Source organism: Kribbella sp. NPDC023855 (assembly GCF_040639475.1).
In the GTDB taxonomy this organism is placed as follows: Bacteria; Actinomycetota; Actinomycetes; order Propionibacteriales; family Kribbellaceae; genus Kribbella.
Genome location: NZ_JBFAAA010000003.1, coordinates 731,864 through 744,878, shown reverse-complemented (window position 1 = coordinate 744,878; position 13,015 = coordinate 731,864). Strand labels below are relative to the sequence as shown.

Sequence of the window (13,015 nt, the reverse complement as noted above, 5' to 3'; positions counted from 1 at the left end):
CGTACATTTTCGATCATGACATCGGCGGCGGGGCGGGTCTGGTTCGGCGTGACGGCAGTGGTGGTCGCGCTCGGCATCGTGGTGCAGTTGTTCGTGTCGGGAACGTCGGCGGGCGGCGAGGGCTTCTACAAGGAGAACCCCGAGCGGGTGCTCAACGTCTTTGCCTACTTCACCATCCAGTCCAACCTGTTGCTCGGCGGGACCTGCCTGCTGCTGGCGCTCGCGGCCGGCGCGCGGGAGAGCACGTGGTTCAAGACGCTGCGGCTCAACGGCGTGCTGTGCATCGCGGTGACCGGGATCGTGTACCACCTGGTGCTGGCCGGCACCGATGAGTTGTCCGGCTGGGCTTCGGTCGCGAACCTCATCGTCCACACGGCCACGCCGCTGCTCGGCGTACTGGGGTGGTTGCTGTTCGGGCCGCGGCGGCGTACCAGTGGGCAGATCGTCGCCTGGTCGCTCGCGTTTCCGCTGCTGTGGTTGGCGTTCACGCTGATCCGCGGCGAGGGGACCGGCTTCTATCCCTACCCGTTCGTCGACGTCGGCGAGCTCGGCTACGGCAGGGCCTTGCTGAACTGTCTGCTGGTCGCGCTACTGTTCCTGGCTCTGGCAGCCGGGGCCACCCTTCTCGACCGCCGAATCGGTAGACAAACCGTCGAGAGGTAGTGCCACCGTGCTGGTGACGTCTCGCTCGTACCCGGAGTACGAGGCGATGTTCGACCTGACCGAGCTCCCCGAATCCGTGCTCGACTGCTGCGCCGGCGGCTCGAGCTTCACCGCCGAGGCCGCCGCCCGGGGCGTCGACGCCGTCGCGGTCGACCAGGCCTACGAGCTGCCGACCCCCGAACTGCTCGACACCGTACGGCGGAGCCTGCCGGCCGGCGCGCAGATCGTCGACCAGCACGCGACCAGCTTCACCTGGAACTGGTACGGCGATCCGTCGCGGAAGGACGAGTTGCGGATCGAGGCCGCGGATCGCTTCCTGCAGGACGTTTCGGCCGCACCCGACCGGTACGTCGCGGGCAGTTTGCCGGAGTTGCCCTTCGAGGACGGGCGGTTCGACCTGGTGCTGTGCTCGCACCTGCTGTTCACCTGGGCCGACAAGTACGGCCGTGACTGGCACTTGGCGGCGTTGAAGGAACTCGTCCGGGTCAGCCGGTCCGAAGTACGGATCTTCCCGCTCGTGCAGCAAGGGGCGGGCGAGCCGGTGCCGTATCTGCAGGAGTTGCTGGATGACTTGCGGCCGGTGCGTTCCGAGATCCGCAAGGTGCCGTACGAGTTCCAGGTCGGCGCGAACGAGATGCTGGTCCTGAAACGCTGACGAGGTACGGCCGCGGGCGGTGGGGGGATTCCGCCCGCGGGCCGCAATGAGGGATCAGCGCAGGTAGCGGCCGCAGACCGGCCACGGGGACGCGCCACGCTGGGCGTAGAGCTTCTTCGCGCGCATGAGCTGCTCGGCTGCCGAGGCCTGGGCCGGGCTGCCGGAGCCGCCGACGCTGCGCCAGGTCTGGCGGTCGAACTGGAACAGGCCGTAGTACTTGCCGTTCGCGCTCACGGCCCGCGGGTTGCCGCTGGACTCGCAGTTGGCGACCTTGGCCCAGGCGCCGCTGAGGTTCGCCTTGCCGCTGGAGGGGCGGTCGTCGGAGCGGCTGCTGCGCTCGGTCTTGCGCTCCGTCTTGCGGACCGTCTTCTTCTTGACCGTGCGGACCTTCTGGTCGGCCCGCTTCTCGGTCCGCGGGACGGCGGCCGGAGCCACGCCGTCGAGCTTGAGGGTCTGACCGATCAGGATCAGGTCCGGGTTGTCCAGGCCGTTCAGCTTCGCCAGCTGGCGCCAGTCGGCGCCGTTGGCCTGGGCGATCTCGGAGAGGGTGTCACCCGCTTTGACCTTGTAGTCGGCGGCGAACGCGCCACTGGCGCCTGCGGCCGTGATGCCGGCACCGAGGCCGGCAATGGACAGGGTCCGGACTACCCGGCGGGTACTTCGCCGGGGACGGGCATGTCGGGCTTTGGACATCAGAGTTCTGCTCCTCATGAGCTGTGGGCATGGTGATACTTCTCCAGCCCGGATGATTCAGCCGCGTGCGCACTTGCCCCGAGAACCCGGACCCCGCGCAAGTGCGGACGGGGTGGGGTGAAGGTGGACGTCACCTGGGTGCGTCGGCTCGGATCGCCGGCCATCGGGATCGGTGACCGTACCGGGCTCCGCAGTCTGGGTGAGGTACCACTCCCTTCGGGGGTGCAGGGGACGAGCATCCGGGCAGGTCACGAGACAGCGTCCGAATGGTCACGCCTCGGTAACGACGTGACCGGCCCATCGTGCTGGACGAATCGCCGGAGCGCAAGAGGCATCGGTGGATCAGTCCGATATTTCGCAGACTTCGAAGGTGCCGAAAGCCAACAACAGAACGGTTTCCGGGCCGGAACCGTGCGGTTTCCCGAGGCCCGTCCCACCCGCTGGACAAGCGCTTGCTTCAGGCATCGGACCGGATTCGTGCGTGCCATCGGGGCCGTTCGCTCGTTGAGCAGGCGACGGGCTGGTCACCGGGGGTGGCCGTCCGGGCTGAGGCAATCGACGATGGGGGCAAGCGGTGATCCGAGTGGTCCTCGGGCACCGCGGCGCTATGGTGCGAGGCGCACTGGCCGCGGTGCTGGCACGAGAGAACGACCTGGACGTGGTGGCCGAGGTGGATCGCTCGGACGACGTCCTGGCGGTGATCGGCCGGCGGCCGGACGTCGTGCTGCTCGATCCCCAGCTGCCGGGCAAGGTCGCGATCGAGGACCTGTGCCGCCGGCTGACCGGCCGCGGCGTGCTGGTGCTGATCGACCACGAGGCGATCGCGGCCACCAGCATGGCCCTGGTCAAACAGGCGCCCCGGATCGGCCTGATCGCGACCGACTCGTCGACCGACCACCTGGTCGAGGCGGTGCGGGACGTCGCGAAAGGGCTGCCGGTGGTCGACGTCCGGCTCGCGGTCGCGGCGCTCAAGGCGGGTGACAACCCACTCACCGACCGCGAGTGCGAAGTACTGCGGCAGGTGACCACCGGTGCGACCGCGCAGGAGATCGCCCGGACGCTCAGTCTGAGTGCCGGCACGGTACGCAACTACCTGTCCCGGATTCTGTCCAAGACGGGTGCGCGCAGCCGGATCGAGGCGATCCGGAAAGCTCAGGACGCGGGCTGGATCTGATCCCGCCGGAGCTGTTGACCCTCGGGCTGCCAGTGGCCGAGCAGTTCGCGGTAGAGCGGTGATTTCCGCAGCAGTGTCGGGTGGTTGCCGATCGCGGCCTTGTTGCCGTCGAGGACGAGAATGCGGCGAGCACGCAGCGCGGAGCTGATCCGGTGCGCGATCACGATCAAGGTGCCGCCGCGCGCCGCGAAAGCCTCTTCGGCCCGCCGCTCAGCCTCGGGGTCGAGGAAGCAGGTCGCCTCGTCGAGGACGACCAGTGAGGCCGGCGACAGGTAGGCCCGGGCCAGCGCGATCAGTTGCCGTTCACCGGCCGACAACTCCTGCGGTCGCACCCGCGCACCGAAACCGCCGAGTCGCTCGACCAGCCGCGTCGCGCCGACCGCGTCGACTGCCTCCGTCACCTCCGAGATCGTGGCATCCGGCAGCAGGTAGGTGAGGTTCTCCATCAGTGGCCCGCTGAACACGTACGCCTCCTGCGGAATCAGCACCCGCGTCTCCGCCAGCCGCTCCACCGGTACTTCGCTGGGCGGTACGCCGCCAAGCAGCACCCGGCCACTCGTGGGCGCGAGCATCCCGCAGACGAGTCCCGCGAGAGTCGACTTGCCGATGCCGCTCGGGCCGACAACGGCCAAGTGCTCGCCTTCGCCGACGGTAAGGTCCAAGCCTTCAAGCACGGGATCCGCGGACGGCCCATAGGCGAAGGTCAGACCGCGCAGCCGCAACTGGTACCCGTTCACCTCGGTCACCGGACGCGGCGCAGGCATCGGCGCGGCCGAGTCGAGGATCCGGCCGAGGGTGATGACGTACCGCAGGCCGCTGTCGCCGAGGGCACTCATCACCGTGTTCAGCGCGGGTTGCAGACCGATCAGGACGTACGTGAGCCCGCCGAGCAGCGTTCCGGTGCTGATGCCACGCCCGACCAGCCACGGCCCGGCCGCCAGCAAGATCAGGAGCGGTGCCCAGCCGCCCACGGCGAAGCACAACGTCCGCAGGGCAGCCACCTTCGCCAGTGACCGTTCCGCGGCCGCCTGGGCCTCGATCGGCCGCCCAACCAGCTTTTCGGCGAAGTCCTCGGCGCCTGTCGCCGCGACGTCGCGGACTCCACCAAAAACCATCCCGGCCGCGGTCGCCAGCTCCTCATCGGCCTGCAACGACGCCCGCACCCGGTCGGCCGCCATCCCGAGCACCGCCAGCGACAACGCGAACCCAGCAAGGAAAGGCGGTACGACGAACAGCGCCACCAGCGGGGCCAGCGACAGCAGCCCGACCACCACTCCGAGCAGCGTGACCGCGAAGTTGCGGATCACGAGCACCAGCCCGGCAAAGGTGTCCCGGACGATCTCGACCTGGCGGTTCAAGCGAGCCACCGCCGCGTCGTCACCGGTTCGCAGCGCGCCGGCCACGACACGGCGTACGAGGTCGTCTCTCAGAGGCTCGACCAGGTGGCCGAGGCGGCCGTAGACCTGGTGGGAGCCAGCAGCGCCGAGGCACGCGGCGGCGATCAGTCCGCCGAGCCACGCGATGCCTTGCCAGGCGCGGCCGGCCAGGAAGTTGTCGGTCGCGTGGGCGACGGCCACACCGTAGACAGCGGTCGGGAGGATGTCGGGAATCGACCACAGGGCCAGCTTCAGCGTGGATCGTTTCCGCAGGGCCGTGGCGCCGTAGCGCAGCTCACGTCTCATCCGAACACCTCGCGGTACGAGGCGTCCTGCCAGAGGTCCTGATGCGTACCCACGCCGCGCACCCGGCCGCCGTCCAGCCAGACGACGAGGTCGGCGCGGGCAGCGGTCGCGGTCCGGTGCGTGACGATCAACCGGGTACGCCGGTACCGGTCCTCGGTGAGCGTCTTGCTGATCTGCAGCTCGGTCGCGGTGTCGAGACTGGAGGTGGCGTCGTCGAGCACCAGCAGGCGATTCGCGGGCCAGGCCCGGGCCAGGCCGAGCCGTTGCCGCTCGCCACCGGACATAGGTGCCTTGGGCAACGGTGTGAAGTAGCCGTCGGGCAGCCGGCGGACGAAGTCGTGGGCATGTGTCGCGCGCGCCGCGGCCAGCGTCCGGACCGGCCCGATCGCGTCGTGCGAGATCGCGTCGCCGACGGTGGTGCCGACCAGGGTCGGGCGTTCGAAGGCACAACCGACAGCGGTTCGCAGGGCGTGATGGTTGAGGGCGGGCAGCGGTACGCCGTCGAGCAGCACCTGGCCGACCGAAGGGTCACGCAACCGCGCCGCGAGCGAGGCCAGCACGGACTTGCCGGCGCCACTCGGACCGACCACCGCAACCGTGGCGCCGCCGGGAAGGTCGAGGTGCACGTTTTCGAGCAGTACTGCGTCGTCCACGACGACCGTCACGCCGTCGAAGGTGAGTCGGCCCGGCCCGGGTGGCAAGGGCAGGAGGCCGTGCGCGACCTTGTCGATGGCGAACACTTCCGCTGCTCGCTGGATGCCCGCCCGTGCTCGCGCGATCTCGCCGATCACGCCGGTGAGACTGCCGAGGCCTGCCCCCAGTACGGCGTACTGGCTGGCGGCGAACAGTTCGCCCGCGGTGATCCGGCCGTTGACGAGTTGGAGTCCTCCGACAGCCAGGACGGCCACCAGGACCAGGGGGCCGACGATCGCGGCCTGGGCGCCTGAGCGGGCCAGCACCTTCCAGGTTTCCAGGCCGTGCCGGTGGAGCTCAGGGAGGAAACCGAGGATGCGGCGCTCTTCGCGGGATGTGGTGCCGGCTGAGGCGATGGTGCGAAGACCGGTGACCGCTTCGGTCAGCAGAGCGGAGATCCGGCCCTGGGTCTGCTGGTAGGCCAGGCTGATCTCGGCGGTCCGGCGGGCGAAGACGAACAGGACGCCGACGACCAGGATCACGCCGCCGAAGAAGGCTGCGGCGAGCCAGGGATCGATGAGCGCGAGCAGGACCAGGCTGCCGATGGGCGGGGCCATGGCGGCGACGGTGGTGACTGCTGCGGGCCCGGCCTGCGCTGCGTCGGAGGCGTTGCCGGAGACGCGGCTGACGAGGTCACCGCTGTCGAACTCGCGGCTGCCCTCGGCGCCTCCTCGGACGACCTGGCTGACGAGCCCATGCCGCAGCCAGGCGGTTGTGCCGGCGACACAGGCGGTGCCGGCGAAGGCGTCGATCAGGCTGCAGAGGACGCCGACCCCGATCAGGACGGCCGCGATCGTGAACCACCGGCCGTAGCCGGAGCCGGCCACGATCGCGTCGACCGAGTGCCCCAGGACGGAGGGAAGGGCGAGAGAGACGGCGCTGTTGGCGAGAGCGGTCACTCCGATGACTGGCAACCACGCCCGTCCGTGCCGGGCCACTGCGCCGAACGTGGTGGGCGCAGGCCGGTAGGCCGGACCGAGGGCGGTGGTCATGCGGGCAGCCCGGTGCGGTGCGCAGCGGTGGTCATCGGGTCAGGCCGGTGTGGTGGGCTAGGAAGGCGAGCATGTCGGCGGCCAGGCCGATGCCCTTGCTGGTGGAGCCGCCGGCGTGGCCGGTGTCCTGTTCGTAGCGCAGCAGGACCGGGCGATCGCTGCTGGTCGCGTGTTGCAGCGCGGCGCACATTTTCCTTGCGTGCAAGGGATCTACGCGCGTATCGCCACCAAAGACGGTGAACAGCACAGCCGGATACTTCTCACCCGAACGCACCCGGTGGTACGGCGAGTAGGCCAGCAAGGTCGCCAGTTGCGCAGGGTCGGACGCCGAGCCGAACTCCGGCACCCAGCTCGGGCCGAGCCCGAACTGCTCGTAGCGGACCATGTCGAGCAGCGGCGCCGAGCACACCGCGGCCGCGAACAGCTCCGGCCGTTGGGTGATCGCCGCGCCGACCAGGAGGCCACCGTTGGACTCACCGCACAGCGCGAGCTGCTCCGGCGTCGTCCAGCCTTCGGCGATCAGCGTCTCGGCGGTCGCGAAGTAGTCGTCGAAGACGTTCTGCTTCTGGTCGAGCATGCCGGCCTTGTGCCAGTCGTTGCCGCGCTCGCCACCACCCCGCAAGGTGGCGGTGACGAAGACGCCGCCGGCCGCGACCCAGGCGAGCGTGAAGGCGGAGTACGTCGGTGTCAGCGACTGCCCGAAACCGCCGTAGCCGTAGAGGATCGTGGGCCGTGGACCCGGCTTGCCCGGCTTGGCGACGACGAGCATCTGCAACGGAGTGCCGTCTGCGGAGGTGTAGTCGATTTGCCGCGACTCGGCGTCCGCAGTACCGATCGCGCCTGGTGGTGACGACCACAGCGTCGTACGGGCCGAGGTGGCGTCGTACTGATAGACGGCAGTGGGGGTGACGCTGTCGGTGTAGGAGAACCAGACCTGGTTGTCGCCCTCCGGCCGGGTGGCCAGCGAGCCGACCGAGCCGACGCCGGGCAGCGGGACCTCGCCGAGCTGCCGGCCGGTGCTCAGGTCGTGGATCGCGATCTCGCCCACCGCGTTCCTGGTCCGGCCGACCAGGACGACCTTGTCGAGGATCGCCAGGCCGCTCAGCGGTGCATCGGGGTCGGCCGGGACGTAGTCGTGCCAGACCAGCGGTTTTTCGGGATCGCCGACGCAGATCTTGCCGGTCGGGGCGTCGCGGGTCGTCACGACGTACAGGCGTCCTTCGCGGCTGACCGTCATCACGGTGATTGCATCGATGCCACGTTGCACGATGGTCGGCCGGCCACCGCGCTGGAGATCCGCGAGCCACAGATCGTTCGCCGCTCCACGCGCCGCCGAGATGGTCAGCCAGCGCCCGTCTACACTGAGATCCAGCCCGTACGACGCTTCGTCGGTGAGCACCGGCTCGTCGCCGGGCCGGCCGAGTTCGTGGCGCATCACTCGCCGGCAGCGCACGTAGAAGAAGGACTTCCCGTCGGGGAGCCAGGCGACGGAAGAGTAGCGACAACCATCGATGGGGCCGTCGACGAGTTGGCCGGTGGCGATGTCGAGAACGTGCAGGATGGACTGCTCGGTCCCGCCCTGCGAGATCTGGTACGCCAGCAGGGTCCCGTCGGGGGAGGGCTGCCAGCTGTCGAGCGTGGTCCGGCCGGTGGGGTCGAGCTGGTGCGGATCGAGCAGCACCGCGTCGTCGACGTACAGGACCGGGTGTTCCTGCTCGGCGGCGCGGCGGAGGACGAAACAGCGGTCGCCGCGCCAGACCGGGGTGGAGACCGAACCGACGCTGGACAGTGCTCGGACCCGGGTGCGGAACTGGTACCGGCCGGGGAGCGTGGTCGCGTGGTTCAGCCAGAGCTGGTCCTGGGCCGCCTGCCACTGCCGGGTCTGCGGTGTGGTGGCGTCTTCCAGCCAGCGGTACGGGTCGGGGATCTCGTGCCCGTGCAGCTGATCGACGAGCGGCAGCCGCTCGGCGTCGGGATAGCTCAGGTCGAGGTGGTGCACGGATCCTCCCGTCGGGGGAAACAGGTTCGGCCCTGGGTGGGAATGCTGCCCACCCAGGGCCCCCGGAACCTGACGGCCTCGTCGTCCACGATCATCACGCACAGATCGCGGACAGCGGTGCCACAGCGTCCGATCAGTGGCAGAGCAGAAGGCTCAGGTTGCTCGGACGCTGGGAACCACAGCCGAGCACGGTGAGCGTCGAGCCACCGTGGTGGTGTCCGCCGCCGTAGCCGGGGGTCTCCAGACCCTGAAGGTCGAGAAGTGCCATTTGTTTACACCTCCTCGGGAGGAAATAGAAGGGATGGGGACTCGGACCACTGGGGAGATCCGAGGAACGGGAGGGTGACCGGCTGCTCGTGCAGCGCGGCACCCAGGGCCAGCAGGACGCCGGCCGATCCGGTCGCCAGGTCCATCGAGAGACGGAGCAACTGGTTGCCGGGATACGCCAGGCCGCCTTCGAACGGCATCGCGTGCCAGCCCAGACCGCGGACCAGGTCGTCGGTCTCCAAGCCCAGCGCCGGGGCAGCCAGGAGGAGACCGGCACGACCCATGAACAGGCCTGGCTGGACGTAGTAGGAGCAGCGGGCAACCCGCCGCAGGGCCTCGAGCTCTGTCGCCAGGTCGGACTCCGGCCGGCGCTGCAGGAAGCGTTGCAGGACGACGGCGAGACCGATCGAGCCCTCTTCCAGGTAAGGCAGCGTGCGCCAGCCCTGGTTGACCTGGAGCGTCCCGTCGGGAGTCCGGACGCAGCGCCGCAGGTCTTGCCGGATGGCGATCTCCGCGAGGTCCAGCAGCCCGGTGTCGCCGGTCAGCTCGTAGGCTTCGAGGAAGAGCAGCGCGGGCCCGGACGAGCCGTACATCAACCCGGCCCTCGGCTTCCCGTCCCCACTCAGCTCCGGTACGTCGGTGACGTCACCGAGCCGGTCCGCCACCAGGTCGACCACGTGGATCGCCTTGGCCCGGAGCGCGGGTTCGCCGGTGAAGTGCAGCAGGTTGAGGCCGATCCCGGCCAGGCCGCTGTGCAGTCCGAGCTCGCGGGTCTCGAGCTGGTCGGCGAGCGTGCGTTCGACCAGGTCGAGGGCGTCCTGCTCGTGACCGAGCTCGTTCAGGACGTGCGCGATGCCGTGCAGTCCGTCGTACAGGCCGGGGCCGATCTCGCTGGTCAGCGCGTGCTTGCGCAACCACTCCTCGTACTCCGGGAAGCGGCCGGCGCCCGTCTTGGCGAGCGCGTAGAGGACTCCTGCCGCGCCGGTGGCGAGGTTGGTGCCGCCGCCGGGCTGGAACTGTGCGATGTCGCCGGGGAACAAGCGATCGTCGCGATCGGGCGTGGCGCTGGCAACGATTGCCTTCGTCAGCGCCGCGCGGACCTCGGGCCACTCCGCCCGGCCGGGCAGAACCAGCTCGGGAGCGATCTTGAGGTCGGGGCCGACGATGGTGCGAACGGCTGCGTCGAGTGTTTCGCGGGGGACCGGGAAGGTCTCGGCGATCATGTCGGCGAGCTGGAAAGCCTTGCCTGGATGGAGATTCAGCAGCATCGTCGTCTGCGGCGCGAACAGGCCGAGCGTGATACAGGCGAGTGCGTAGAGGTCGACATCCGGACCTTGCCGGTCGCCGGGAGCGGCGTACCCGGGGTGCGCGAGAGCCGACCTTGCCTGATCCTCGACCAGCGTTGCGACCTCGAAGTCGATGAGGACCATGCGGTCATCACTGGCCAGCAGGACGTTGTCGGGGTGCAGGTCGCAGAAGACGACTCCGCGATCGTGCAACTGAGCAACAGCAGCCTGTACGTCGGTGACGATGCGCGCGGCCCATTCGGCGTACTCCGCCAGCTCGGCCTCGGTCGCGTCGGGATGGGTGAGCGGGTAGCGGCGTACCAGTTCGCGTTGCAGCGGGTTGGCGTCGACGAACTCCTGGACCAGGAAGTGGTGCTCGCCCAGCTCGAAGTAGTCGTGCACCTTCGGGACCACGTCGAGTCCTTCGAGGCGCTGCAGGATGTCGCGCTCATGGCCGACCCGGGCCACCGCGTCGCGGCCGCTCATGTCCAGCCCGGCCAGCGGCCGGCCCTCCTTGAGGACGACCTTCGCGCCGGTCTCGTTGTGGTGGCCGAGGTAGACGCCGCCGCCGTTGGAGAACTGGATCACGCCGTCGATCGTGTACGCCAGCTCGTTGGTGGTGACCGCGTTGCGCGCGTCCAGGTGGGACTGCAGGAACGGCGGCAGGCTCACCCACGGCGGCATCGAGAACGTCGGGCCGCGATGGTCCGGGACCAGCCGGCCGCGGTCGTCCTCCAGGGCCAGCACGCGCTCGCCGCCCTCGTTGAGGCAGTAGCGGCTGACGAACGCGCCGTACCGGACGAAGAGCGGGCCTTCGGCGTACCGGAGATCGCTCAGGATGTACGGGCCGCGGACACCCTGCAGGAGGTCGTCGAGATCCTTGAGCACGAGCTCCAGCTGCGCTTCGTCTACCGGGTAGATCGTGACCAGCTTGCCGCTCGAACCGCGCGGGGCGGACTTCGAGTTGACCATCACCATCACGGGCTCGTTGCGCAGGAACTTGAACGCGATCCCGCGGGGAACGCAGTAGTCCCACACCGCGGCGAGCGTCTGCTCGGCGTCGTCGAGCCCGGAGGAGACGTGGATCTTCCAGCCCTGGGCCGGCAGCTCGAGGCCGTCCGGCGCGTAGTGCATCCAGGTCTCGCCGGGGACGTGGCTCCAGCCCGCGGGGACCGGTCGCGCACAGACGGCGAAGTCCGGATGCTCGGCACCCCGGTTGGTCGGAGAGTCGTAGAATCGCCGGTCGGCGAGGCAGTACAGCTCGTAGCTTTCCATGGCGGTTCGTCCCCCTCTCTTTCGGTGTGCCCGGCACATCTTGGGCAACCGGAGGAGGGCTCGCGTAGTGCAGGACGTCACGACTAGACCGTGAAGAACTCATGGCCTACGGATGGGTAAGTAACCACTCTTTGTTACATCACGGTCACTTTGAGCGGTGAAATCACTGTTACACCATGTCAATTCGTGGCGGTGGCGTAACAGGGCGTAACTTCACCGGATTTGCCTCGTAGGCCTGGGTTCGGGTCTGGTTCGGGCCGGTTTGGGGGTCTGCGGTCACTTGGCTGAGCGGTGTTGTTGGCTGGCGAAGTACGCGACCTTCCGGGCCCGCATCACCTCGCCCAACGGCCGGTGGTCGACGAGTGCGTTCCAGGGGTCGAACTTGGCCGACTCGATCTCCTCGTCGAAGGCGGCGTCGGCGTGCTGGCGGGGGATGCTGAGCCGGCCGACGGTCAGGTACGGCGCATCCCAGTTGACCGAGGCGTCCTCGATCGGGGTGTGCTGCTCGTCGGTGAAGAACTGGACCTGGAAGTCGTAGCTCAGCGGGCCGTTTTCGAGGCGCTGGTAGATGTCGGCGGCCCAGTCGTCACTGGCGTTCTCGTTCACCTCGTTGGAGGCGGCGGCCAGTTTCACGCGGACGGCGTACGGGCCGAAGGCGATCGGGGCGGCACTGAAGAAGTCCTGGGTAGCGAAGCCGGTGAACGGCTCTTTGAGTGCGCCCTGGACGGTCTTGAGCTGGGACAGCATCCGGGGTTTCTTCAGCAGCCGGAGCAGGATCTTGCCCGGCGTAAGGGCGCCGGTGGTGACGATGTCGGTGAAGTCGTCACTGGTCGCGGAGCTGAACCGCTCGTGGTTGATCAGCGCAAAATCCTGCGAGACCGCCTCACCCCCGAGCGCCGCCCGCCCACTGACGCCGAGCACCTTCAATGAGAACCCACGAATGTCCGGGACGCGGTCAGGAGCCCGGTTGAAACCACCGTTGGAGAGCCGGACCCACACGTCGTACGTCGCCGGGATGGCAAAGATCCCCTGCTTGGCGTACTCCGGAAGCTCACCCGGCACAACAAGAGTCGCCCGCAACGCCGCAACTTGCTTGCGATGCAACGCCCGCCCAGCCCCGAACTTCTCGTCCTTCGTGCCCTGCATCTCGGCAAAAGCAGCCCCTTGCCGCTCATGCCGCTCAGCCTCCCCGGGCCGAACCACTTCACGCCACTCAGTACTCGGCTCAGCCACAACATCTCCCATCACCGAAGTCCAGCGGACACCCCAGTATCCGCCCACCCAACAGTTGCACCAGGCAACCGCCAGCCAACGAGCCGCCGTGGCGAGGCGAGATGTCGGGACAGTAGGTGATGCCGGGTGTGGGGGTTGCAACGCACTGCGGCTTTGACACGCCTGCGCGGCCACGCCCCAGAGGTGCAGGTGGATCGGCGAGGTGAGTACCGGTGGGGCTCAGTGCCCGCTGCGGCCCCACAGGAATGCACCTGATCAAGCTGATGGCGGAAGGCGCGCCAAACGTGCCGCGCCCTCCACCGAATCCATCTGAGAGGAAACATGCCTTTGGTGAAGGCGCAGCCATGTTGAGGACGAGAGGCAAAACGAGGACGTCGGATGAGCGGCCGCGGCAGCGGTAGCG

10 protein-coding genes are annotated in these 13,015 nt (G+C 68.8%); 3 read left to right on the top strand and 7 right to left on the bottom strand.

Going from position 1 to position 13,015, the window contains the following annotated elements; translation table 11 throughout:
• Nucleotides 1-15 precede the first annotated feature (15 nt).
• Entirely contained in the window at nucleotides 16-663 is a 648-nt protein-coding gene (locus tag AB0F51_RS14435) for a Pr6Pr family membrane protein (RefSeq protein WP_360279253.1), read from the top strand.
• Nucleotides 664-670: 7 nt separating this feature from the next.
• Nucleotides 671-1,318: a class I SAM-dependent methyltransferase gene (locus tag AB0F51_RS14430; protein ID WP_360279250.1), complete on the top strand. Its 648-nt coding sequence runs from the start codon at nucleotides 671-673 to the stop codon at nucleotides 1,316-1,318.
• Between the two features lie 54 nt (nucleotides 1,319-1,372).
• Here the strand turns inward: AB0F51_RS14430 and AB0F51_RS14425 are convergent, their stop codons facing one another.
• Nucleotides 1,373-2,011: a transglycosylase family protein gene (locus tag AB0F51_RS14425; protein ID WP_360279247.1), complete on the bottom strand. Its 639-nt coding sequence runs from the start codon at nucleotides 2,009-2,011 to the stop codon at nucleotides 1,373-1,375.
• A gap of 607 nt (nucleotides 2,012-2,618) precedes the next feature.
• Between AB0F51_RS14425 and AB0F51_RS14420 the strand changes: the two genes are divergently transcribed.
• Nucleotides 2,619-3,185, top strand: a complete 567-nt coding sequence (locus tag AB0F51_RS14420) for a response regulator transcription factor (protein WP_360279244.1) — start codon at nucleotides 2,619-2,621, stop codon at nucleotides 3,183-3,185.
• Here the strand turns inward: AB0F51_RS14420 and AB0F51_RS14415 are convergent.
• The 6 genes from AB0F51_RS14415 to AB0F51_RS14390 all read right to left on the bottom strand — a co-directional run bounded on the left by AB0F51_RS14415 (nucleotide 3,164) and on the right by AB0F51_RS14390 (nucleotide 12,525).
• Nucleotides 3,164-4,867: an ABC transporter ATP-binding protein gene (locus AB0F51_RS14415; RefSeq protein ID WP_360279241.1), complete on the bottom strand. Its 1,704-nt coding sequence runs from the start codon at nucleotides 4,865-4,867 to the stop codon at nucleotides 3,164-3,166. The two genes, AB0F51_RS14420 and AB0F51_RS14415, sit on opposite strands and share 22 nt — an antisense overlap.
• Complete coding sequence (locus AB0F51_RS14410; protein WP_360279239.1) at nucleotides 4,864-6,552, bottom strand: ABC transporter ATP-binding protein; 1,689 nt, start codon at nucleotides 6,550-6,552, stop codon at nucleotides 4,864-4,866. Before AB0F51_RS14410 ends, AB0F51_RS14415 begins: the two co-directional genes overlap by 4 nt.
• 31 nt (nucleotides 6,553-6,583) lie before the next feature.
• Nucleotides 6,584-8,551 carry a prolyl oligopeptidase family serine peptidase gene (locus AB0F51_RS14405; protein WP_360279237.1) on the bottom strand — a complete coding sequence of 656 codons (1,968 nt, stop codon included), beginning with the start codon at nucleotides 8,549-8,551 and terminating at the stop codon, nucleotides 6,584-6,586.
• 133 nt (nucleotides 8,552-8,684) lie between these two features.
• The gene (locus AB0F51_RS14400; RefSeq protein WP_171673791.1) at nucleotides 8,685-8,819 is read right to left on the bottom strand and encodes a SapB/AmfS family lanthipeptide; all 135 of its coding nucleotides are present in this window, start codon (nucleotides 8,817-8,819) and stop codon (nucleotides 8,685-8,687) included.
• A gap of 4 nt (nucleotides 8,820-8,823) precedes the next feature.
• A complete protein-coding gene (gene lanKC / locus AB0F51_RS14395; RefSeq protein ID WP_360279234.1) occupies nucleotides 8,824-11,379 on the bottom strand; it encodes a class III lanthionine synthetase LanKC in 2,556 nt (851 codons plus the stop codon).
• 276 nt (nucleotides 11,380-11,655) lie between these two features.
• The gene (locus tag AB0F51_RS14390; protein WP_360279231.1) at nucleotides 11,656-12,525 is read right to left on the bottom strand and encodes a hypothetical protein; all 870 of its coding nucleotides are present in this window, start codon (nucleotides 12,523-12,525) and stop codon (nucleotides 11,656-11,658) included.
• Between the last annotated feature and the right edge of the window lie 490 nt (nucleotides 12,526-13,015).